Here is a 22,663-nt window from a genome sequence, read left to right on the forward strand (position 1 = left end):
GACCTGGCGCGGGCTCACCTCCCATCCCGCACCGGCTCGGCGCCGGTGCGGCCCGCTGCGGCGGTGGACCAGGCCGGGAGCACTTCCGCAGGCCCATCGCATGAAGTGGTCGCAACTCCGCGAAGGGTGCTGTTTTCTGTCCGATTCGGCGTCAATTGTGAGGTAATGGGCGATCACCCTTTCGTGTGCTTTTCACCAAAGACCTCAAGGGCTTCCGGAGCGTCGCCGACAAAGGATGCGTGAGTACCCTTGCGCACACCACGATGACCGCGGCTCGCCCCGCCGATTCCGGCCTCGCCGGCCCGGGCGAGCTGGACCGCTACCCCTACGCCGACGCCCCCGGCGGTGACCGCGGCGGCGCCCCCTCATGGGACGGCGCCGACGCCGAGATCGGCCGAGTGGGCCGGCGCACGGCCGGCAACCGGGGCCGCGGGCTGCACGGCCAACTCGTCCAGCAGCTGGGCCAGATGATCGTCTCCGGCGATCTGGGGGCCGACCGCCCGCTCGTCCCCGAGGAGATCGGCCAGCGCTTCGAGGTCTCCCGCACGGTGGTGCGGGAATCGCTGCGTGTCCTGGAGGCCAAGGGCCTGGTCAGCGCCCGGCCCAACGTGGGCACCCGGGTCCGCCCCGTCAGCGACTGGAACCTCCTGGACCCGGACATCATCGAGTGGCGGGCCTTCGGCCCACAGCGCGACGACCAGCGCCGCGAGCTGTGCGAGCTGCGCTGGACCATCGAGCCGCTCGCCGCCCGCCTCGCGGCCGGCTCCGGCCGCGAGGACGTGCAGCAGCGGCTCGCCGACATGGCGGAGATCATGGGCCATGCGCTGGGTCAGGGCGACGCCCTGACCTTCTCGCGGGCCGACGCCGAGTTCCACGCCCTGCTGCTCCAGGTCGCGGGCAACCGGATGCTGGAGCACCTGGCCGGCATCGTCGCCGCCGCCCTGCACGTCTCGGGCGCCCCGATCACCGGCTGCGACCGGCTGAGCGAGGCCGGGGTGGGCCACCACCGCCGGATCGTCGAGGCCATCGGCGCCGGTGACGCCGTGGCGGCGGAGGCCGCTATGCGCCAGCTGCTGACCGTTCACCCCGATCGCGACCACGCCGAGGTGGGGGTGCCCGCGCCGCGCGAGCACTGACCCGCGGACTCCGGACCGCGGACTCCGGACCGCGGACTCCGGACCCCGGGCCGCAGACCCCGGACCGCGGACTCCGGACCCCGGACCGCGGCGTACGGCGACCGCGGCGTGCGGCGTACGAGAGCGGCGTCGCCGGAACCCGCCAGGCGGGTTCGGCGGCGCAACGCCCTCGGCGCGGAGGTGCCGGTCCGGGCGCTGATCATGATCAACCAGTGCCGATCTGTCCGCCGAGTAGGCATTACGGCCGTTATGGGGTGTGACTCGGGACACGAGGAATGGGCGTAACGCTCTTTGGGGCAGCGCGATGATTAAAGAGGTGGCAGCCGCGGAGGGAATACGGACGTCGCTCGCGACGTTCCAGTTCACCCGCACTCCGCCCGCGCCGTCGGTTCATCCTGCCGGCGGTCGTCGGCTCCAGTCCCCAGCGGACGGGGCCGGAAGCCGTTTCCATCGTTCCGAGAGGTTGTTCGTGTCGGCCAGCACATCCCGTACGCTCCCGCCGGAGATCGCCGAGTCCGAGTCTGTCATGGCGCTCATCGAGCGGGGAAAGGCTGAGGGGCAGATCGCCGGCGATGACGTGCGTCGGGCCTTCGAGGCTGACCAGATTCCGCCAACCCAGTGGAAGAACGTTCTGCGCAGCCTCAACCAGGTCCTCGACGAGGAGGGTGTGACGCTGATGGTCAGTGCCGCAGAGGCGCCCAAGCGCACCCGTAAGAGCGTCGCAGCGAAGAGTCCGGCAAAGCGCACCGCCACCAAGACCGTCACGGCCAGGACGGTCCCCGCGAAGAAGACCCCTGCCGCCGCTCCGACCGCCCCGGCGGCCGAGGCGGCAGACGGCGCGGCCGGAGAGGCCGCGGCGGCGCCCGCGAAGAAGGCCGCGGCCAAGAAGACCACGGCCAAGAAGGCGGTGGCCAAGAAGACCGCCGCCAAGAAGACGGCGGCGAAGAAGACCACCGCCAAGAAGGACTCGGACGAGATCCTCGAGGGCGAGGACGTCATCGAGGAAGCTCCCGGTGGCAAGCCCGGGGCCGAGGGTGCCGAGGGCGAGCCCGAGAACCAGGGTTTCGTGCTCTCGGACGAGGACGAGGACGACGCCCCGGCGCAGCAGGTTGCCGCGGCGGGCGCGACCGCCGACCCGGTCAAGGACTACCTGAAGCAGATCGGCAAGGTCCCGCTGCTCAACGCCGAGCAGGAGGTCGAGCTCGCCAAGCGCATCGAGGCCGGCCTGTTCGCCGAGGACAAGCTCGCCAACTCCGACAAGCTCGCCCCCAAGCTCAAGCGCGAGCTGGAGATCATCGCCGAGGACGGCCGCCGGGCCAAGAACCACCTCCTGGAGGCCAACCTCCGTCTGGTGGTCTCCCTGGCCAAGCGCTACACCGGCCGCGGCATGCTCTTCCTGGACCTCATCCAGGAGGGCAACCTGGGTCTGATCCGCGCCGTCGAGAAGTTCGACTACACCAAGGGCTACAAGTTCTCCACGTACGCCACCTGGTGGATCCGTCAGGCGATCACCCGCGCGATGGCCGACCAGGCCCGCACCATCCGTATCCCGGTGCACATGGTCGAGGTCATCAACAAGCTCGCGCGTGTGCAGCGCCAGATGCTCCAGGACCTGGGCCGCGAGCCCACCCCGGAGGAGCTGGCCAAGGAGCTCGACATGACCCCCGAGAAGGTCATCGAGGTCCAGAAGTACGGCCGCGAGCCGATCTCCCTCCACACCCCGCTCGGTGAGGACGGCGACAGCGAGTTCGGCGATCTGATCGAGGACTCCGAGGCGGTCGTTCCGGCCGACGCGGTGAGCTTCACGCTGCTCCAGGAGCAGCTGCACTCCGTCCTCGACACGCTCAGCGAGCGCGAGGCGGGCGTGGTCTCCATGCGCTTCGGCCTGACCGACGGCCAGCCGAAGACGCTCGACGAGATCGGCAAGGTCTACGGGGTGACGCGTGAGCGCATCCGGCAGATCGAGTCGAAGACGATGTCGAAGCTGCGCCACCCGTCCCGGTCCCAGGTCCTGCGCGACTACCTGGACTGATGACGGAGCTGGGCTGATCGACAGAGCAGCTCCACGGCACAGCGCGAAGGCCGGGCCCTTTTCCAGGGCCCGGCCTTCGCGCTGTCCGCGCTTCCCCCCCCCCGACCCGTTCGGCCCCTCTCGGGATGCGGGATGGCCGAGGCCGGGTGACGCTGGGTGTGCGACGCGCTCCGTACGGTCAGGAGGCTGAATGCGTAGGTCGCTGTCCGCCCTGTTCGCCCCTCTCGCGGCACCGCTGGTCACCGCACTGGCCATGCTGGTGATCCTGCCTCCCCCGGCGACGGCAGACCGCACGGTGGTCGGGGGCCACCCCGCGCACACCGCCCTGGCGCCCTGGGCGGTGGCTCTGGCGAGCCGTGAGCGGTTCGGCGATGCGCGCTCGGGCCAGTTCTGCGGCGGTGTGGTGGTGGGCCCCACCACGGTGCTCACGGCCGCGCACTGCATGAGCCGTGGTGTGCTCGGCGTGAACTGGTGGGAGGTCGGGGACCTCCGCGTGATCATCGGCCGCGACGATCTGCGCGGCAGCGGAGGGGTGGAGATGGCGCCCCGCTGGGTCTGGGTCAATCCGGCCTACGACCAGGGGGGCCGGGCCGGGGACGTCGCGGTGCTGACCCTCTCCCAGCCGCTGCCCCGGATCTACGGCGTCGCCATGGCGGCCGTGGGGGATCCGGCGTACCAGCCGGGCGCGCGAGCGGCGGTGTACGGCTGGGGCGACACCCGGGGCAACGGCAGCTATGCCTCGACGCTGCGGGCCACCCGGCTGCGGGTGATGCCGGACGCGACGTGTGAGGAGGCCTATCCGGGTGGTGCGGAGGGGGAGTACATCTCCGAATCCATGATGTGCGCGGGGCTGCCGGACGGTGGCCGGGACGCCTGCCAGGGGGACAGCGGCGGGCCGCTGATCGCCCGCGGAAAGCTGGTCGGCCTGGTGTCCTGGGGGAGCGGCTGCGCGGAGCCGGGCAGGCCCGGCGTCTACACGCGGATCTCAGCGGTGCTGTCGCAGGTGACCGCCGCCGGATGACGGGATGCCGGGATGGCGGGGGAGAGCAAGGGAGGGCATGCGGGCGGGCGGCCGGCCCCATGCGGGGACGGCCGCCCGAGGTCCCGGCCCTGGGCCGGTGTCGCTCGTCGTCGTCGGATGCGAGGTGTCAGCGTTCGTCGTTGGACGCGGACGCCGGGACGGTCGTCAGCCGCTCGGTCTCGTCCTGTATCTCCGCGGCGATCTTCTTGAGTTCCGGCTCGAACTTACGTCCGTGGTGGGCGCAGAAGAGCAGTTCACCGCCACTTACCAGGACGACACGCAGGTACGCCTGGGCGCCGCAGCGGTCGCAGCGGTCAGCGGCCGTCAGGGGGCTCGCGGGGGTCAGAACAGTAGTCACGTCGCCTCTTCTCTAGCTCGACGAGCTGTCGTACCAGGGTCAACATCCAACCAAGCCGAAAACGTTCCCGCTCGTGGCTTTTTCTCAAAAATTGCTTCTGAGTAGACCAGATGGTGACGGTTGGCGGCGAATGAGCCGTATTGCGTTGGTTTACGGTTTCACGTCGCTTGTCGGATTTGTCCTCCCGGCTGGGTTGCCGGTTGTTGCTGAGGACGTGCCCGGAGCCTAAATGGTTCATGCCTGAAAGGGAACGTGATGTGTGCGTCACTCCAACGAGCGATCGAACGTACGAGCGAAAGTCAAGGAGTCTGGACTAGCATGGACGTTCTCATGGGTGGTGGCACAACGGCTCTATCAGGCCTCGGTACGCTCTGACGGGCGACCCTGCCACCAAGCGGCCCCCAGCCGGGCCAACAAAGAAATTCAGCGAGGAGCGAACCGCGTGACCGCCGACACGTCCGTGCCGTCCACTGCGCTGCTGACCGGAGCAGACCGGGGCGGCTCCAACTACACCGCGCGGCACCTGCTCGTCCTGGAGGGGCTCGAAGCGGTACGCAAGCGCCCCGGCATGTACATCGGCTCCACGGACAGCCGTGGCCTCATGCACTGCCTCTGGGAGATCATCGACAACTCCGTCGACGAGGCGCTCGGGGGTTACTGCGACCGCATCGAGGTGATCCTGCACGACGACAGCTCCGTGGAGGTGCGGGACAACGGCCGCGGTATCCCGGTCGACGTCGAGCCCAAGACCGGTCTGTCGGGCGTCGAGGTCGTGATGACCAAGCTGCACGCCGGCGGCAAGTTCGGGGGCGGCTCGTACGCGGCCTCCGGCGGTCTGCACGGCGTCGGCGCCTCCGTGGTGAACGCGCTGTCCTCCCGGCTCGACGTGGAGGTGGACCGGGACGGCAAGACGCACTCCATCAGCTTCCGGCGAGGTGTCCCGGGCATCTTCACCGAAGGCGGCCCCGAGGCGCCCTTCGACCCGTCGAGCGGCCTCCTCAAGGGCAAGCGGGTTCCCAAGAGCCGCACCGGCACGCGCATCCGCTACTGGGCGGACCGGCAGATCTTCCTCAAGGACGCCAAGCTCTCCCTGGAGACGCTGTACGCGCGCGCCCGCCAGACGGCCTTCCTGGTGCCGGGCCTGACGCTGATCGTCCGGGACGAGCGGACCCCCGAGGGCGGGGACGGCGCAGGCCACTCGGAGGAGATCTTCCGGTTCGACGGCGGCATCAGCGAGTTCTGCGAGTACCTGGCGCAGGACAAGGCCGTCTGCGACGTGCTGCGGCTGTCCGGGCAGGGCACCTTCAAGGAGACCGTGCCGGTCCTGGACGAGCGCGGCCATATGACACCCACCGAGGTCACGCGCGAGCTCGGTGTCGATATCGCGCTGCGCTGGGGCACCGGCTACGACAGCACCATGAAGTCCTTCGTCAACATCATCGCCACCCCGAAGGGCGGCACCCACGTCGCCGGCTTCGAGCGCTCGGTGACCAAGACGGTGAACGAGGCGCTGCGCGGCGCCAAGCTGCTGCGCGTCGCCGAGGACGACGTCGTCAAGGACGACGCGATGGAGGGCCTCACCGCGGTCGTGACCGTGCGGCTGGCGGAGCCGCAGTTCGAGGGGCAGACCAAGGAGGTGCTGGGCACCTCCGCGGCCTCCCGGATCGTGGCGAATGTGGTGGCCAAGGAGCTCAAGGCGTTCCTCACCTCCACCAAGCGGGACGCCAAGCAGCAGGCCCGCGCCGTGCTGGACAAGATCGTGGCGGCCGCCCGCACCCGTATCGCGGCCCGCCAGCACAAGGAGGCACAGCGCCGCAAGACTGCGCTGGAGTCCTCCTCGCTGCCCGCGAAGCTGGCCGACTGCCGCAGCGACGACGTGGACCGCAGCGAGCTGTTCATCGTCGAGGGCGACTCGGCGCTCGGCACGGCCAAGCTCGCCCGGAACTCCGAGTTCCAGGCGCTGCTGCCGATCCGGGGCAAGATTCTCAACGTTCAGAAGGCGTCGGTCTCCGACATGCTGAAGAACGCCGAGTGCGGCTCGATCATCCAGGTCATAGGGGCGGGCTCGGGCCGTACCTTCGACATCGACCAGGCGCGCTACGGCAAGGTGATCTTCCTCGCCGACGCCGATGTCGACGGCGCCCACATCCGCATCCTGCTGCTCACCCTCTTCCAGCGCTATATGCGGCCGATGGTCGAGGAGGGGCGGGTCTTCTCGGCCGTGCCGCCCCTGCACCGGCTCGAGCTGGTCAACCCCAAGCGGGGGCAGGAGAAGTACGTCTACACCTACTCGGACAAGGAGCTCCAGGAGACGCTGCTGGACTTCCAGCGCCGGGGCGTGCGCTACAAGGACGGCATCCAGCGCTACAAGGGTCTGGGCGAGATGGACGCCGACCAGCTCGCGGAGACCACGATGGATCCGCGCCACCGCACCCTGCGGCGGATCAACATCAGCGACCTGGAGGCGGCCGAGCAGGTTTTCGACCTGCTCATGGGCAATGAGGTCGCGCCGCGCAAGGAGTTCATCACCAACTCGGCGGCGACCCTGGACCGTTCGCGTATCGACGCCTGACGGAGGACCCTGACGGGCGCGGAAACGCGAGGCGCCTCTCCACCCCAGGGTGGAGGGGCGTTCTCCACCCGCGCCCGACCGGAGGCCGATTCGCTCGGCGGAGGGCATTGCGTAGCGTCGTGAGCGTCCGGAGCCGGGGAGGGCCGATGAGCGGATGGACGCAGTGGCCCTCGCGGCAGGCGCTCACGGGCCAGGGCCTGCCCAAGGTCCGGCTGGTGATCAATTGCGGGATGTCGATCGTCGGGTCGGGCCTGCTGATCTGGAACGTGGCCCGTGACGGCTCCTTCGAGGTGTGGCAGCGGATCGCCCTGCTCGCGGCCGTCGCCGGCTGCGGGGCCACGGTGCACGCGTTCCGCCGCGTCACCGTCGACCGCCGGCTGGGCCCCGCCCTCGGCCTGCTCGCCCTGCTGCTCGCCGCGGGCGCGGCGCTGTGGGCCGTGGGCGCCGATACCCCGGCGGTCGTGGCGTGGATCGTCGGCGCGATCCATGCGATGGAGCGGCTGCCGCTGATGGCCGCGCTGCCTGCCTCGACCGTGGCCGCCGGTTCCTTCGTGCTCACCGTCGACCACGGCCCGCTGACCGGCCCGGCCATCGGCGCCGGCCTCGTGCTCATCGGCTATTCGCTGCGGGTGGACGAGGAGGCGCGCGGCACCGCCTACTTGCTGCTGGAGCAGGAGCGGGCGGCGCGCAGCGCCGAGGCGCAGAGCGCGGCGCTCGCCGAGCGGGCCCGGATCGCCCGGGAGATCCACGATGTGCTGGCGCACAGCCTGTCCGCCCAGTTGGTGCATCTGGAGGCGGCCAGGCTGCTGATCGAGCGCGGGCGGGACCAGGAGATGGTGCTGGAGCGGGTGGTGGCGGCCCGCCGGATGGCGCGCCACGGCCTGGCCGAGACCCGCCAGGCGCTGCACGCGCTGCGCGGCGAGACGGCGCCGGTCGAGGACTTCCTGCGGGAGTCCGCCGCGACCGAGGGGGCGCGTTTCGAGACGGAGGGCGAGCCGCGCGAACTGGCCGCCGAGACGGGGCTCGCGGTGCGGAGGGTCGCGCAGGAGGCGCTGACCAACGTCCGCAAGCACGCGCCGGGCGCCCCGGTGGAAGTGCGGTTCGCCTACCAGGAGGACGAGGTGCTCCTGGAGATACGCGACGGCGGGGCGCGCCAGGCGCCCTCCGGCGGCCCGGCGGCGACCGGGGCCGGATACGGCCTGCGGGGGATGCGGGAGCGCGCCGAACTCCTCGGCGGCACGCTCGAGGCGGGACCCGCCGAGGGAGGCTTCGTCGTACGCCTGCGGGTCCCGGCGTGACGGTCCACCGGCGTACTGGTATGACGGCGTACGGGTGTGACGCCGCGTCGCCATCAGGAGCGTCGCCATCAGGAGCGGGAACGGCAGGAGCGGGGACGGCATGGGGGACAGGGCCATGAGCGAAGGGCACGGCGCCACGGGCCCGCGCGTGGTGCGGGTGCTGGTCGTCGACGACCAGATCATGGTGCGCGAGGGCATCGTGCTGCTGCTGGGGCTGCTGCCCGGCATCGAGGTCGTCGGCTCGGCGGGCGACGGCGAGGAGGCGCTGCGGCTGGTCGCCGAGGTCTCCCCGGACGTGGTGCTGATGGATCTGCGGATGCCGCGCTGCGACGGCGTCGAGGCGACCCGGCGCATCCGCGCCGAGCACCCCGCGACCCAGGTCGTGGTGGTGACGACCTACGCCGACGACGAGTGGCTCTTCCCGGCCCTGAAGGCGGGCGCCCGCGGCTATGTGACCAAGGACGCGGACGCGGAGGAGATCGCCCGCGCCGTCGAGGACGTGATGTCCGGGCAGGCCGCGCTGTCGCCGCAGGTGCAGAGGAGGCTGCTGGAGCGGCTGGTGCAGGAGGGTGCCACGGGGGCGCCGGGCGGTGCGCCCGCGGCGGCCGTGGGCGCCCCCGGCCCGCTGCCCGACGGGCTGACGCCCCGCGAGGCGGAGGTGCTCGCCCTGGTCGCCGAGGGGCTGTCCAACGCGGAGATCGCCCGTCGGCTCCGTATCGGCCCGGCGACCGTGAAGACCCACATCAACAACCTCTTCACCAAGGCGCGGGTCCGCGACCGCGCCCAGGCCGTGCGCTACGCCTACCGCAGCGGGATCGCCCGGCCACCCGGCTTCGACCCGGCCTCCTGACCCGTTCCGGCCCCGATTCCGGCCCCGATCTCAGCTCCGGCTCCGGTCCCGGTTCCAGGATGTTCGTCACCTGAGTCACCTGATGGGGTGAACGTCCGTTATTGCGGGGTCCGGGGTCTCGCGCCCCCTCCATCCTTGGCACGCGGCCAATGCGGCAGTGGAGCAAGGAGTGTTCGGGTGGACATGCAGCACAACGCGCGCGACGCCGGGGCGGTCGGGCTGGGCGACCCCTGGTACGACACGGTCGCCTCCGGCTGGGGTGCGGGCGAGGGGGAGAGGGAGGACCGCGGAGCCCGTCGCGCGCGCCCGCCCGCCGCGGCGGACATCTACACCGAGGTGCACGGCAGCGCCGCCTTCCAGGAGGTGCGCAGACGCTATCGCCGCTTCGTCTTCCCCGCGGCCGCCGCCTTCCTCCTGTGGTATCTGGGGTACGTCGTCGCGGCGACCACCGCGCCCGGTCTGATGGCCCGCCCCGTCGTCGGCGCGCTCAATGTCGCGATGGTCGCCGGGCTGGCCCAGTTCGCCACCACCTTCCTGCTGACCTGGGCGTACGCCCGCCACGCCCGGCTGCGCCGGGACCAGGTCGCGCTGGAGCTCCGCTGGGTGACGCAGGAGATGATGCGGGGGCGCGGCCGGTGACGGGCAATCAGCAGAGCCTGGCGCTGCTGCTCTTCGGCGTGTTCGTCGCGGCCACGCTCGCCATCACCACCTGGGCGGGGCGTCGTCGGCAAGGCTCTCCGGAGGAGTTCTACGCGGGCGGGCGGCTGTTCTCGCCCATGGAGAACGGCTTCGCCATCGCGGGCGACTACATGTCGGCCGCCTCGTTCCTCGGCATCTCCGGCCTCATCGCGCTCTACGGCTACGACGGCGTGCTGTACTGCGTCGGCTTCCTCGTGGCCTGGCTGATCGTGCTGCTCCTGGTCGCCGAACTGGTCCGCAACTGCGGCCGGTTCACCCTCGCCGATGTGCTGGCCGCCCGGATGGGCGAGCCCTCGGTCCGGATCGCCGCGGGCGTCTCCTCCGTCACCGTGTGCGTGCTCTACCTCGTGGCCCAGATGGTCGGGGCGGGCAGCCTGATCGCCCTGCTGCTCGGTGAGACCGGGCCGCGCGCCCGCGCCTGGACGGTCATCGGGGTGGGCACCCTGATGGTGATCTTCGTGGCGCTCGGCGGGATGCGCGCCACGACCTGGATCCAGATCGTCAAGGCGGTGCTGCTGATGGCCGGGGCGGCCACGCTCACCGCCCTGGTCCTGGTCCGCTTCCACGGCGATGTGGACGCCCTGCTCAGCGCGGCGGCGCGGCACAGCGGGCATGGCCGGGACTTCCTCGCCCCGGGCCTGAAGTACGGCGGCGGATGGACCGCGCGGCTGGACTTCATCAGCCTCGGACTCGCCCTCGTCCTCGGCACCGCCGGGCTGCCGCACATCCTGTCCCGCTTCTACACCGTGCCCACCGCCCGGGCCGCCCGCCGCTCGGTCATCTGGTCCATCGGGCTGATCGGCGGTTTCTATCTGATGACCATCGTGCTCGGCTTCGGCGCCGCCGCCGTGCTGGGCGGCGGCGCCGTACGGAGCTCCAACCCGGCCGGGAACACCGCCGTCCCGCTGCTCGCGCTGGATCTCGGCGGGGGCGCCGGGTCGACCGGCGGCACGGTGCTGTTCGCCACGGTCGCCGCCGTCGCGTTCGCCACCATCCTCGCCGTGGTCGCCGGGATCACCCTGGCCTCCTCCGCCTCGGTCGCCCATGACCTGTACGCCTCGCTGGGCCGCCGCGCGCACCGTACGCCGCGCAGCGAGGTCGCGGTCGCGCGGATCGCGGCCGTCGGGATCGGGGCGGCCGCCATCGGGCTGGGGCTGCTGGCCCAGGACCTCAATGTGGCCTTCCTGGTCGGGCTGGCGTTCGCGGTCGCCGCCTCGGCGAACCTCCCGGTGCTGCTGTACTCGCTCTTCTGGCGGCGGTTCACCACGCGCGGCGCGGTGTGGGCCGTCTACGGCGGGCTGCTTCCGGCGCTGGTGCTGGTGGTGCTCTCCCCGGTGGTGTCCGGCGGCCCGGAGGCGATCTTCCCGGGCGTGGACTTCCATGTCTTCCCGCTGGAGAATCCGGGCCTTGTCTCCGTCCCCCTCGGCTTCCTCGCCGGCTGGTTCGGCACGGTCACCTCACCGCGGGGCGCCCACTCCAGGCACGCCGCCAAGTACGCCGAGACGGAGGTAAGGGCCCTCACCGGGGCGGGAGCGGCCTGACGCGCCGGGTCACACCCATGCGTAGCGGTGCTCCGGGCGCCCCGTCTCGCCGTACTTCAGACTGAGCCGGACCCGGCCCGTGCGCTCCAGGAGCTTGAGATAGCGCTGGGCGGTCTGGCGGCTGAGCGAGGACCGCTCGGCGACCTCCTGCGCCGACAGCGGGCCCTCGGCGCCCCGCAGCACCTCCCGCACCAGGTCGGCGGTGAGCGCGGAGTGGCCCTTGGGCAGCTCCGCCGGGCCCGCCGAGGCGCCGCCCACGGCGCCGAAGATCCGGTCGACCTGGTCCTGCCCGGCCTCGCCGCCGCCCTCCAGCGCGCGGCGCAGCGCCGCGTAGCCCTGGAGCTTGGCGCGCAGCCCGGCGAAGGTGAAGGGCTTGACCAGGTACTGGAGCGCGCCATGGCGCATCGCGGCCTGGACGGTGGCGATGTCGCGGGCGGCGGTCACCATGATGATGTCGGTGTGGTGGCCGCGCTCGCGAAGCCGCCGCACCAGCGCGAGGCCCGTCCCGTCCGGCAGATAGTGGTCCAGCAGCACCAGGTCGACCGCGGCGCGGTCCAGGAAGGCCAGCGCCTCACCGGCCGTGTGCGCCTGCCCCACGACGCGGAAGCCGGGCACCTTCTCCACATACGCCGCGTTGACCCGGGCCACGCGCACGTCGTCGTCCACGACCAACACATTGATGGCGCTGCTCGCGCCACCCGTGCCGCCCGGCCCACCCACGCCGCCCCTGCCGTTCACGGCCGTCACCTCCGTACCTCCGTCATCGCGGCTCTCCTGTCGTGCTCAGCTGTGCCCCGCTCGGCTCCTCGGCCAGCGCCTCGGGCAGCACCACCGTGAACTCCGCGCCCCCGCCGTCCCGGTCGGTCACCCGCACGCTGCCGCCCTGCCGCTCGGCGAGCCGGCGCACCATCGGCAGGCCGATGCCGCGCTTGCGGTGCGCGGGCGGCTCCTTGGTCGACCAGCCCTCGGCGAAGACCACATCGCGCCGGTCGGCCGGGATACCGGGCCCGCTGTCGGAGACCCGCAGCACCACCGCCGTGTCGTCGGCGGCCAGCTCCACCTCGACCAGCGGGTCGGCCGTCCCGGCCGCCGCGTCCAGCGCGTTGTCGATGAGGTTGCCGACGATCGTCACCAGGCCCGGCGGGTCCACCAGCCGGTCCGGCAGCAGCGTCCCCTCGGCGATGCGCAGCGAGACGCCGCGCTCCGCGGCGACCGTGGCCTTGCCGACCAGCAATGCGGCCAGCAGCGGGTCGTGGACCCGCTCGGTGACCTGCTCGGCGGTGGCGCGGTGCACCCCGACCGTCTCGGTGACGAACTCCACCGCCTCCTCGTACAGCTCGAGCTCCAGCAGCCCGAGGAGGGTGTGCAGGTGGTTGGCGTGCTCATGGTCCTGGGCGCGCAGCGCGTCGATCAGCCCCCGGGTGCCGTCCAGCTCACGGCCCAGCCGCTCCAGCTCGGTGCGGTCGCGCAGGGTGGCCACGGCCCCGCCGTCGTCCGTCGGCATCCGGTTCGCGACCAGCACCCGGCCGCCGCTGACGGTCAGCAGATCGGATCCGGTGACCCGCCCGGCGAGGACATCGGTGGTACGGCCCGGCGGCAGCAACTCGTCCAGCGGCCGCCCGGTGTCCTCGGCGCGCAGGTCCAGGAGCCGCTGTGCCTCGTCGTTGACCAGCCGGATGCGGCCGCGCGCGTCGAGGGCGACGACCCCCTCGCGGATGCCGTGCAGCATGGCCTCGCGCTCGGCGAGCAGCGCGGAGATATCGGAGAAGGCCAGGTCGTGGGTGCGGCGCCGGAGCCTGCGGGCCACCACGTACGCCGCGACCGCACCCACCGCGAGCGCGCCGCCCGCGTAGGCGAGCAGCCCCGGCACCGCCCCGATGAGCCGGTCGCGCACGCTGTTGTACGAGATGCCGACCGACACGGCGCCGACGATCCGGCCGTGCTCGTCGCGCAGCGGGACCTTGCCGCGGGCCGAGCGGCCGAGCGTGCCGTTGTCGATCTCCATGACCTCCTCGCCGGCGAGGGCGTCGCTGGGGTCGGTGGAGACATGCCGGCCGATCTCCTCGGAAGAGGTGTGGGACCAGCGCACGCCACGCTTGTCCATGATCACGACATACTCGGCACCGGTGGCCCGGCGGATCCGCTCCGCCTGGACCTGGACCGGGCCGTCGGGGGCGGGGCGGGTGTGCTCGATGGCGTCGGTGAGATTCGGGGCGGAGGCCGTGGTCTGGGCGATGGCGAGGGCACGGCGCATGGCCTGGTCGTCCAGCTGGGAGCCGAGCCGGGCGAGGAAGAGGCCGGTCGCGAGCACCGTGACACCCGTGGCGATGGTCAGCTGCATCAGCAGGACCTGGGAGAAGACACGTCGGGGCCAGCCGATGCGCCACCTTGGGGCCTCGGCGCGCGGCCCCCGGGGTATCGCGGCGCTCATGCCACGGAAGGGTAACCAAGAGCGGGCCCCGGCACTGCGCCAGGACACCCTCTTTGTGCCTAAACCGGCGCCTTTGTGTCTAAACCGGCGCCACTCTCGCGGAGGTGGTTGCTCGCCGTGGGGGTTCCTCAATTGATGGCTGCGTCACAGCCGTGGCGGCGACGGGCGGCACCGGCCGCGAGGCGCGCACCGCCCGCACTCCGACGACGTCCATCCGCGCCGGGGAGCCCAGGACGGACCCGCAGCTCTCCGGGCGCGGCGGCGCGGCGGCGACCTGGACGACGCCGACCCGCCACAGCCGGCCGTCGGTGTGCTCGACGGTCACGGTCCAGGCCGGGGCGGCGCCCTCGGTCCGCAGCACGGTCAGCGCGTCGGCCCCCGCCTCGCCGGTCAGCTCGCGGATCGCCAGCTCGGCGGCCTGGCCGGGGCGCTCCCAGGTGGACCGGCCGCGGCAGCCCTCGGTGACGACCGTGCCCTCGCGCAGCGCGTCCAGCACCTCCTGGACGGACTGCGCGGTGGCCCGGCCGTACGCGTAGCCGTGCGGCAGCACCATGAGCGTGGGGGAGAAGCGGTGGCCGCCGATGTGGGTGATCTCCCAGGTGCCGCGCGCGCCGGAGGCGATGAGCTCGGCGGCCAGCGGCCGGCCGAGGATGGCGCAGCAGCGGTCGCGCTTCCCGTTGGTGCACACGAACACCAGGGGGTCGCCGGTGTACTGCTCCCACGCCTGGCCGGGGCCCGTGGCCACGGGGCGCAGACCGCCCGGGTCGCCCGCGCCCAGCGCGCCGAAGTCGAGGGCGAGCAGCCGCTCGGGCTCGGTGAGCGTGGTGGTACGGATCCAGGAGCGGCCCGGGCGGGTGTGCGCGATGAAGACCCGCTGCCGCGGGTGGGTGTGGCAGTCGGGGTGCCGGCCGGGGCGCCGGATCAGCGCGACCCGGACTCCGGTGTCCTTGACGGCGCGCTCCAGCGCGCGGCCGACGGCCGGGGCCAGATGGCTGGCGGTCAGGGCCTCGGCCCCCCAGGGGCCGGGCTGTTCGAGCAGAAGCCAGGTGGTGGCGGTGGTCGCCGTCCCGGCGAGCGGCTCGGACAGATCACGGGAGGCGGTCGCGCACGTGCTCACGAAGGTAAGCCTAACCTCTCTTGCGGCCGTCGGCTTCCGAAGGCGCGCCTCTGGGGGTGCGAGGCGCGTTTGTGCTGGGTGCGGGCGGGTTCCGAGGGGGGCGGCCGCGGGCCGGGGCGGGCCTGCGCCGGGGCCGCCCGGAGGCCTCAGCGCCGGCCGGGGCCCGGGTGCCGCAGGGCCGTGGCGAGATCGCTCAGATACGCCGAGATCGGCCCGAGGGTCAGCAGGCCGCTGCCCGCCCCGGCCAGCTCCGCCGCCGCGGGGGTGAGCTCGCGGTGGGCGCGCTCCATCGTCTCCCGGTCGCCGACGGCGACGGCCGCCCGGGCTGTCAGGCACCACAGCGCCTCGAACAGCAGGTCGCGCGGTGGGTCCGGGGCCTCGCGCAGCGCCGCCGCGGCCTCGTCGCGGCGGTCCTGGGCCAGCAGCGCCAGGGGGCGGACCCAGGGCGCGTAGGGCCCCCAGTCGGTGTGCCGGTCGGTGTGCGGGTCGGTGTGCGGGTCGTTGTGCGGGCTGGACCGGACGGGCAGCGTGCGCCGGGTGCGCAGGCACAGCAGCGCGAGCGGCAGCAGACCGCGCTCCAGCCCGGGCATGCCGGCGCCGTCCAGCCGCGCGGCGGCGCTCCGGTAGGCGGCCTCCGCCGCTGCTTCCGTCGCGTCGCCCGTCGCGTCGAGCCGCAGCGCGGCGTACCACCGCGTGAACACGCCGACCAGCGGCAGCTCATGGCGCTCGGCCAGGCGGTCCGCGGCGGCCGCGTGGCGGTCGGCCCCGGCGAAGTCCGCCAGCGCGCTGCGAGCCTGGAGCCGGACGAGGTGGCCGAGGACCTCGAAGGTGGTCAGGCCGTGCCGGGCGGACAGGGCGATCAGCTCGGCGCCGATCGCGTCCCGGCGCGGCGCCAGACCGGCGTGGTGGAAGGTCTGCATGAACGTGGCGTTGAGGGCGAACGCGAGCAGCGCGGGGTCGTCCAGGCGGCGGGCGAGCTCCTCCGCCTGCCGGGCGGCCTGGGGCCCGCGCGCGGCGCGGGTCCCCCGCGACTCCAGGGCGATCGTGGCCAGCAGCCGGGCCCGGGCCGCCTCGTGCCCGCCGGGCGACAGGGTGGCCAGGGCGCGCTCCGCCGCCGCGACGACCTGCGCGGCCTGCTCGGGGTCGTCGACCCGCGTCCAGACTGCCGGGACGTCGTACGCGCCGATCACGCGGGCCGTCAGCTCCGCGTCGGCCAGCTCCTCGGCCGCCGTGATGGCCGCCACGCGGTGTCGCCGGGCGGTCTGGAGGCCGCTGCCGCCGGTCACCGCGAGGCTGCGCAGCAGCCCCACCGTCGACTCCAGACGGGCCCGGGCGCCGGAGGGCACGGTGCGGTCGTAGGCGGCGGCCGTACGCGCCCACACCCGCCCCGCCGCCCCGGCCGGGCCGGGGTCGAGGTGGGCGGCGTGGCCGAGGATGTCCGCCTCCAGGCCGCGCAGCCGCGGGCCGGGGTCCACCCCCAGCTGCTCGGCCAGGAGCGCGCGGGCGCGGCGCAGCACCGCCAGCGCGTCGCCCTGGCGGCCGGAGCGGTACAGCGCCAGGGCCAGCAGCCGCCAGGCGCCCTCGCGCCAGGGGTGCTCGGCCACGTGCGCGTCCAGGTCGGCCGCCGCCTCGGCGGCCAGGCCCAGCGCGACCCGGGCCTCGGCCCGCCGCTCGACGGCGTGCAGCCGCAGCTCCGTCAGGCGGGAGCGCTCCGCGCGGGCCCAGGGCTCGTCGGCGCACTCCGCGTAGGCGGGCCCGCGCCACCACTCCAGCGCCTCGTCCAGCCGTACGAACGCGTCCTCGGGAGGCAGCGCCGCGGCGGCGGCCACCGCCCGCTCGAAGCCCCAGGCGTCCACCGCGCCGGGGTCGGCGCGCAGCGCGTATCCCGGCCCCTCGGTGACCAGCAGCCGGGCCGGAGCGCGGGGCGGGCGCTCCGGTTCCAGGCTGCGCCGCAGCGCGGCCACGAAGGTGCGTATCGCGCCCACCGCGTCGGCGGGCGGCTCCGTCCACAGGTCCTCGGCCAGGCGGCGGACCGGGACGACACGGCGGCGGGCGACGATCAGCCGGGCCAGCACCGCGCGATGCCGTGGCCCCTTCAAGGCGATCGCGCCCCCGGCCCCGTCCCAGGCCGCCACCGGACCCAGCACGCCGAACAGGAACCGCACGCCTGACCACCCTTTCCGGACCCGGGGCAGCGCCCTGGCCACGGTAGCTCGCTCATCCGCCGCTCATCCGCGCCCGGCACGCTGACGACAACGGCGGATCCTCACTCCCAGCCCCCACGAAACTCCCAGCCCCCACGAAACTCCCAGCCGCACCAAACTCCCAGCCCCACGAAAGAGGCGGAACCATGGCGCCTGTCATCACCGGCTTCGACCATCAGCGAGTCCCCGTCGCCGACGGAGTGTCCCTCCACGCGGCCGTCGGCGGTTCGGGCCCTCCGATCGTGCTGCTGCACGGCTTTCCGCAGACCCACCTGATGTGGCGGCACGTCGCCGCCGACCTCGCGGCCGACCACACCGTCATCTGCCCCGACCTGCGCGGCTACGGCGCCAGCGACAAGCCCGCCGACCCCGACGGCACCGCCTACGCCAAGCGCACCATGGCCGCCGACATCGTCGCCCTGGCCCGAGAGCTGGGCCACGAGCGGTTCGCGCTGGCCGGGCACGACCGCGGCGCGCTGGTCGCCTTCCGCGCCGGCCTCGACCACCCGGCGGCGATCACCCACCTGGCCTGCCTCGATGTGCTGCCGACCCTGGACATGTGGGAGGCGCTGCACGGCACCACCGCGGCCGTCGGCTTCCACCTCTACCTGATGGCCCAGCCGCCCGGGCTGCCCGAGCGGCTGATCTCGGCCGCCCCGGAGGCCTTCTTCGGCCACTTCCTCGACCTGTGGGCGGGCGACCCGCGTGCCGTCCCGGCCGACGTCCGCGCCGCGTACCTGGACGCCTGCCGCGAGGCGGTGCCCTCGATCGTCGCCGACTACCGCGCCTCCGCCGGGATCGACACCGACCACGACCGGGCCGACCGCGCCGCCGGCAGCCGGCTGCGGATGCCGGTCACCGTGCTCCAGCAGGACTGGGGTGCCGCTCTGGGCTACGACGCGGCCGCGCTGTGGGGCGCGTGGGCGCCGGATCTGCGGCACACCACCGTCACCTGCGGCCACTTCATGGCCGAGGAGGCCCCCGCGGACATCGTGAAGGCCCTGCGGGCCCTGCTCGCCCGCTGAAGGCCGGGGCGGCGTCGCCCGGACAGCCGAGGCGCCCCCGAGTCGCTCGAGCGACAGGGGCGCCCCTGAACGGCCGCGGCGGCGGGGCCGTACGACGACGGCCCGGCCGACGCGGCCATGACGGTCACGACGACGGCGCGCTACGACGAGCCCGCCCCGTCCGCACCGGCCCCTACACCGGGCCGGCCAGCACCGACACCGCCTTCGCAAGCGGCACTCCCGAGCCGTCGCGGCGCGGATCGGGCTCCGGCAGCGGCACCGGGGTTCCGGTAGGCGTGGCCGCGCGGGCCGGTGTCGCGCCCGCCCAGGCCAGGACCAGGCAGTCCTCGCCCTTCAGGAACCGCTGGCAGCGCACCCCGCCGGTCGCCCGGCCCTTGCGCGGGTACTGGTCGAACGGCGTGAGCTTGGCCGACTGCTGCACCGAGTCGTCGAGCGTGCCGTGCGCGCCGGCGACCGTGAACACCACCGCGTCGGACGCCGGGTCGACGGCCGTGAACGAGATCACCTTCGCGCCCGAGCCCAGCTTGATGCCGGCCATGCCCCCCGCGGGGCGGCCCTGCGGCCGCACCTGGGCGGCCGGATAGCGCAGCAACTGTGCGTCATCGGTGATGAAGACCAGGTCCTCCTCGCCCGTGCGCAGCTCCACCGCGCCGACGATCCGGTCGCCCTCCTTGAGGCCGATGACCTCCAACTCGTCCTTGTTGGCGGGGTAGTCGGGGACCACGCGCTTGACGACGCCCTGCTCCGTGCCGATCGCGAGCCCGGGTGAGGACTCGTCGAGCGTGGTGAGGCAGACGAGCTCCTCGCCGTCCTCCAGGGTCAGGAACTCCGCGATGGGCGCCCCGCCCGCCAGGTTCGGGGCCCCGGGCGTCTCCGGGAGTATCGGCAGATCGACCACGGCGAGCCGCAGCAGCCGCCCGGACGAGGTCACCGCCCCCAGGTCCCCGCGGGCCGTGGCCGGGACCGCCGAGACGATCACATCGTGCTTGACGCGCTTGGCCTGCCCCTCGCCCGGGAACGGCTCACCGTTGGCCGTGCGGGCCAGCAGGCCGGTGGAGGACAGCAGCACCCGGCACGGGTCGTCGGCGACCTCCAGCGGCACCGCGGTCACCGGGGCGTTCGCCGACTCCTGAAGCACCGTGCGGCGCGGCGTGGCGAACTTCTTGGCCACCTGGGCCAGTTCCGCCGACACCAGCTTGCGCAGCTCGGCGTCCGAATCCAGGATCCGGGTCAGCTCCTCGATCTCCGCCTTGAGGCGGTCGCGCTCCGACTCCAGCTCGATCCGGTCGAACCTGGTCAGCCGGCGCAGCGGGGTGTCCAGGATGTACTGCGTCTGGACCTCGGAGAGCCCGAAGCGGGCGATCAGGGACTCCTTGGCCTGCGCCGCGTTGTCGCTGGAGCGGATGATGCGGATGACCTCGTCGATGTCGAGCAGGGCGACCAGCAGCCCCTCGACCAGGTGCAGCCGGTCCCGCCGCTTGCCGCGCCGGAACTCGCTGCGCCGCCGCACCACGGTGAAGCGGTGGTCGAGATAGACCTCCAGCAGCTCCTTGAGCCCGAGCGTGAGCGGCTGGCCGTCCACCAGCGCGACATTGTTGATGCCGAAGGACTCCTCCATCGGCGTCAGCTTGTAGAGCTGCTCCAGCACGGCCTCGGGGTTGAAGCCGTTCTTGACCTCGATGACCAGGCGCAGTCCGTGCTCGCGGTCGGTCAGGTCCTTGACGTCCGCGATGCCCTGGAGCTTCTTGGCGCCGACCAGGTCCTTGATCTTCGAGATGACCTTCTCGGGGCCGACCGCGAAGGGCAGTTCGGTGACGACCAGGCCCTTGCGGCGTGCCGTCACGTCCTCCACCGCGACCGTGGCGCGGATCTTGAAGGTGCCGCGCCCCTTCTCGTACGCGTCCCGGACGCCGCCCAGGCCCACGACCCGGCCGCCGGTCGGCAGGTCGGGGCCGGGCACGAACCGCATCAGGGCGTCCAGGTCCGCGCCCGGGTGCCTGATCAGATGGCGGGCGGCGGCGATCACCTCGCCCAGGTTGTGCGGGGGCATGTTCGTCGCCATGCCGACGGCGATCCCGGAGGCGCCGTTGACCAGCAGGTTGGGATAGGCGGCGGGGAGCGCCACCGGCTCCTGCTCGCTGCCGTCGTAGTTGGGGGTGAAATCGACGGTGTCCTCGTCGATCGACTCCGTCATCAGCGAGGTCGCCGAGGCCATGCGGCACTCGGTGTAGCGCATCGCGGCGGGCGGGTCGTCGTTGCCCAGGGAGCCGAAGTTCCCGTGGCCGTCGACCAGCGGGACGCGCATCGAGAAGGGCTGGGCCATACGCACCAGCGCGTCGTAGATCGACGCGTCGCCATGGGGGTGCAGCTTGCCCATGACCTCGCCGACGACCCGGGCGCACTTCACGAAGCCGCGCTCGGGCCGCAGGCCCATCTCGTTCATCTGGTAGAGGATGCGCCGGTGCACCGGCTTGAGCCCGTCCCGGGCGTCGGGAAGGGCGCGCGAGTAGATGACCGAGTACGCGTACTCAAGGAAGGAGCCCTGCATCTCGTCGACGACGTCGATGTCGAGAATGCGCTCCTCGAAGTCGTCCGGCGGAGGGGTCTTTGTGCTGCGGCGGGCCATCGCGCTTGCGGCTCCTTCAACTGCCGAGGCGGGATCTGACGCCGACCATTGTGGACCGGACCGCAGACAAGTGTGGAACGGGCCATGGTCAACGCCCCCTCGCCGACCGTTCCCAGGGCCCCCGCGGAGCCGTCTTGGGAGCTCCCCCGACTACCGCTGGGCGGTGCCCCAGGGGCACGCCGGGGGCGCGCCGGGAGCCGCTCGCGCGGTGTTCCGGCGGCCCGCCGGCGAGATTCGCCCGGCGGGAACTTCGCCAGATGTCCGTGCGCTTGCATACAGTGACAGGACCGCACTTCACGCGGCTCGCACGCGCTCCATCACGCGATCGAAGGGACGTACATGCCCATGGGTCACACGGCCACGGAACAAGCCGGCTCCGGCGGCCTGACAGCGACCGAGCACCGGCTGGCCAACGGCCTGCGGGTGGTGCTCTCCGAAGACCACCTGACCCCGGTCGCGGCGGTCTGCCTGTGGTACGACGTCGGCTCGCGCCACGAAGTCAAGGGGCGTACCGGGCTGGCTCACCTTTTCGAGCACTTGATGTTCCAGGGCTCGGCGCAGGTGAAGGGGAACGGCCACTTCGAGCTGGTGCAGGGCGCCGGCGGCTCGCTCAACGGGACGACCAGCTTCGAGCGGACCAACTACTTCGAGACGATGCCGACCCACCAGGTGGAGCTGGCGCTGTGGCTCGAGGCGGACCGCATGGGCTCGCTGCTGACCGCGCTGGACGAGGAGAGCCTGGAGAACCAGCGCGACGTCGTCAAGAACGAGCGCCGCCAGCGCTACGACAACGTGCCGTACGGCACCGCGTTCGAGCGCCTGGTCGGCATGGCCTACCCCGAGGGCCACCCGTACCACCACACCCCGATCGGCTCGATGGCCGACCTGGACGCGGCCTCCCTGGAGGACGCGCGCGAGTTCTTCCGCACGTACTACGCGCCGAACAACGCGGTGCTGGCGATCGTGGGCGACATCGACCCCGAGCAGACTCTTGCCTGGATCGAGAAGTACTTCGGCACCATCCCCTCCCACGACGGCAAGCGCCCGCCCCGCGACGGCACCCTGCCGGAGGTGATCGGCGGACAGCTGCGCGAGGTCGTCGAGGAGGAGGTCCCGGCCCGCGCCCTGATGGCCGCCTACCGGCTGCCCCACGACGGCACCCGCGAGGCCGACGCAGCCGACCTGGCGCTGACCGTCCTGGGCGGCGGGGAGTCCTCCCGCCTGCACAACCGCCTGGTGCGCCGCGACCGTACGGCGGTGGCCGCGGGCTTCGGCCTGCTGCGGCTGTCCGGCGCCCCCTCACTCGGCTGGCTGGACGTGAAGACCTCGGGCGGCGTGGAGGTGCCCGACATCGAGGCCGCGGTCGACGAGGAGCTGGCCCGGTTCGCCGAGGAGGGGCCGACCCCGGAGGAGATGGAGCGCGCCCAGGCCCAGCTGGAGCGCGAGTGGCTGGACCGGCTGGCCACGGTCGGCGGCCGCGCCGACGAGCTGTGCCGGTTCGCGGTGCTGTTCGGCGACCCGCAGCTGGCGCTGACCGCCGTGGAGCGCGTGCTCCAGGTGACGGCCGAGGAGGTGCGGGCCGTGGCCCAGGCCAGGCTGCGCCCCGACAACCGCGCGGTGCTGGTGTACGAACCGCTCCAGGGCGCCGAGCAGGCCGAGGCCGACGCCGTCACGGACACGGACAACGACGCGGCAGCCGACGACAACGACGCAGAAGGAGAGTCGGCCCAGTGAGCGACGCCGTCACCACCAC

16 protein-coding genes are annotated in these 22,663 nt (G+C 72.9%); 10 read left to right on the forward strand and 6 right to left on the reverse strand.

Annotated features, from left to right (window positions below):
- Positions 1 to 185 precede the first annotated feature (185 nt).
- The 3 genes from ACZ4WQ_RS21365 to ACZ4WQ_RS21375 all read left to right on the forward strand — a co-directional run bounded on the left by ACZ4WQ_RS21365 (position 186) and on the right by ACZ4WQ_RS21375 (position 4,189).
- Positions 186 to 1,136, forward strand: a complete 951-nt coding sequence (locus tag ACZ4WQ_RS21365) for a FadR/GntR family transcriptional regulator (protein ID WP_311723784.1) — start codon at positions 186 to 188, stop codon at positions 1,134 to 1,136.
- A gap of 463 nt (positions 1,137 to 1,599) precedes the next feature.
- Positions 1,600 to 3,168: an RNA polymerase sigma factor gene (locus ACZ4WQ_RS21370; protein WP_311723783.1), complete on the forward strand. Its 1,569-nt coding sequence runs from the start codon at positions 1,600 to 1,602 to the stop codon at positions 3,166 to 3,168.
- Between the two features lie 190 nt (positions 3,169 to 3,358).
- Positions 3,359 to 4,189 (forward strand): S1 family peptidase, encoded by an 831-nt coding sequence (locus ACZ4WQ_RS21375; protein WP_311723782.1) that lies wholly within the window; start codon positions 3,359 to 3,361, stop codon positions 4,187 to 4,189.
- Between the two features lie 127 nt (positions 4,190 to 4,316).
- Here the strand turns inward: ACZ4WQ_RS21375 and ACZ4WQ_RS21380 are convergent, their stop codons facing one another.
- Entirely contained in the window at positions 4,317 to 4,547 is a 231-nt protein-coding gene (locus ACZ4WQ_RS21380; protein WP_311723781.1) for a DUF7455 domain-containing protein, read from the reverse strand.
- A gap of 442 nt (positions 4,548 to 4,989) precedes the next feature.
- Between ACZ4WQ_RS21380 and ACZ4WQ_RS21385 the strand changes: the two genes are divergently transcribed.
- The 5 genes from ACZ4WQ_RS21385 (at position 4,990) to ACZ4WQ_RS21405 (ending at position 11,507) form a co-directional block, all read left to right on the forward strand.
- Complete coding sequence (locus ACZ4WQ_RS21385) at positions 4,990 to 7,119, forward strand: DNA gyrase/topoisomerase IV subunit B (protein ID WP_361186118.1); 2,130 nt, start codon at positions 4,990 to 4,992, stop codon at positions 7,117 to 7,119.
- 146 nt (positions 7,120 to 7,265) lie between these two features.
- Positions 7,266 to 8,417, forward strand: a complete 1,152-nt coding sequence (locus tag ACZ4WQ_RS21390; protein ID WP_398373679.1) for a sensor histidine kinase — start codon at positions 7,266 to 7,268, stop codon at positions 8,415 to 8,417.
- A 115-nt stretch (positions 8,418 to 8,532) separates the two neighbouring features.
- The gene (locus tag ACZ4WQ_RS21395) at positions 8,533 to 9,267 is read left to right on the forward strand and encodes a response regulator transcription factor (protein ID WP_398373680.1); all 735 of its coding nucleotides are present in this window, start codon (positions 8,533 to 8,535) and stop codon (positions 9,265 to 9,267) included.
- A gap of 177 nt (positions 9,268 to 9,444) precedes the next feature.
- Positions 9,445 to 9,906, forward strand: a complete 462-nt coding sequence (locus ACZ4WQ_RS21400) for a DUF485 domain-containing protein (protein ID WP_398373681.1) — start codon at positions 9,445 to 9,447, stop codon at positions 9,904 to 9,906.
- Complete coding sequence (locus ACZ4WQ_RS21405) at positions 9,903 to 11,507, forward strand: solute symporter family protein (protein ID WP_361186122.1); 1,605 nt, start codon at positions 9,903 to 9,905, stop codon at positions 11,505 to 11,507. Before ACZ4WQ_RS21400 ends, ACZ4WQ_RS21405 begins: the two co-directional genes overlap by 4 nt.
- 9 nt (positions 11,508 to 11,516) lie before the next feature.
- On the opposite strand, the gene ACZ4WQ_RS21410 is transcribed toward ACZ4WQ_RS21405, so the two are convergent.
- The 4 genes from ACZ4WQ_RS21410 to ACZ4WQ_RS21425 form a co-directional block, all read right to left on the reverse strand.
- Positions 11,517 to 12,245, reverse strand: coding sequence for a response regulator (locus ACZ4WQ_RS21410; RefSeq protein WP_398373995.1), 729 nt, complete (start codon positions 12,243 to 12,245; stop codon positions 11,517 to 11,519).
- Positions 12,246 to 12,267: 22 nt separating this feature from the next.
- Complete coding sequence (locus ACZ4WQ_RS21415) at positions 12,268 to 13,938, reverse strand: sensor histidine kinase (RefSeq protein WP_311723776.1); 1,671 nt, start codon at positions 13,936 to 13,938, stop codon at positions 12,268 to 12,270.
- A gap of 79 nt (positions 13,939 to 14,017) precedes the next feature.
- The gene (locus tag ACZ4WQ_RS21420; protein ID WP_398373682.1) at positions 14,018 to 15,055 is read right to left on the reverse strand and encodes a sucrase ferredoxin; all 1,038 of its coding nucleotides are present in this window, start codon (positions 15,053 to 15,055) and stop codon (positions 14,018 to 14,020) included.
- 146 nt (positions 15,056 to 15,201) lie between these two features.
- Positions 15,202 to 17,220, reverse strand: a complete 2,019-nt coding sequence (locus tag ACZ4WQ_RS21425; RefSeq protein ID WP_398373683.1) for an AfsR/SARP family transcriptional regulator — start codon at positions 17,218 to 17,220, stop codon at positions 15,202 to 15,204.
- Between the two features lie 185 nt (positions 17,221 to 17,405).
- On the opposite strand from ACZ4WQ_RS21425, the gene ACZ4WQ_RS21430 reads away from it, so the two are divergent.
- Positions 17,406 to 18,284: an alpha/beta fold hydrolase gene (locus tag ACZ4WQ_RS21430; RefSeq protein ID WP_398373684.1), complete on the forward strand. Its 879-nt coding sequence runs from the start codon at positions 17,406 to 17,408 to the stop codon at positions 18,282 to 18,284.
- 172 nt (positions 18,285 to 18,456) lie between these two features.
- Here ACZ4WQ_RS21430 and ACZ4WQ_RS21435 read toward each other — a convergent pair whose 3' ends face one another.
- Entirely contained in the window at positions 18,457 to 20,910 is a 2,454-nt protein-coding gene (locus ACZ4WQ_RS21435) for a DNA topoisomerase (ATP-hydrolyzing) subunit A (RefSeq protein WP_398373685.1), read from the reverse strand.
- A 339-nt stretch (positions 20,911 to 21,249) separates the two neighbouring features.
- Between ACZ4WQ_RS21435 and ACZ4WQ_RS21440 the strand changes: the two genes are divergently transcribed.
- Positions 21,250 to 22,644 carry a M16 family metallopeptidase gene (locus ACZ4WQ_RS21440; RefSeq protein ID WP_358847729.1) on the forward strand — a complete coding sequence of 465 codons (1,395 nt, stop codon included), beginning with the start codon at positions 21,250 to 21,252 and terminating at the stop codon, positions 22,642 to 22,644.
- Positions 22,645 to 22,663: the final 19 nt, after the last annotated feature.

Source organism: Streptomyces sp. NPDC028305 (genome assembly GCF_055569495.1).

What these genes read in the sequence shown, in the direction of transcription:
- ACZ4WQ_RS21375 (WP_311723782.1), top strand. Translation starts at nt 3,359, where the DNA reads ATGCGTAGGTCGCTGTCCGCCCTGTTCGCCCCTCTCGCGGCACCGCTG.
- ACZ4WQ_RS21390 (WP_398373679.1), top strand. Translation starts at nt 7,266, where the DNA reads ATGAGCGGATGGACGCAGTGGCCCTCGCGGCAGGCGCTCACGGGCCAG.
- ACZ4WQ_RS21395 (WP_398373680.1), top strand. Translation starts at nt 8,533, where the DNA reads ATGAGCGAAGGGCACGGCGCCACGGGCCCGCGCGTGGTGCGGGTGCTG.
- ACZ4WQ_RS21415 (WP_311723776.1), bottom strand. Translation starts at nt 13,938, where the DNA reads ATGAGCGCCGCGATACCCCGGGGGCCGCGCGCCGAGGCCCCAAGGTGG.
- ACZ4WQ_RS21430 (WP_398373684.1), top strand. Translation starts at nt 17,406, where the DNA reads ATGGCGCCTGTCATCACCGGCTTCGACCATCAGCGAGTCCCCGTCGCC.
- ACZ4WQ_RS21435 (WP_398373685.1), bottom strand. Translation starts at nt 20,910, where the DNA reads ATGGCCCGCCGCAGCACAAAGACCCCTCCGCCGGACGACTTCGAGGAG.
- ACZ4WQ_RS21440 (WP_358847729.1), top strand. Translation starts at nt 21,250, where the DNA reads ATGCCCATGGGTCACACGGCCACGGAACAAGCCGGCTCCGGCGGCCTG.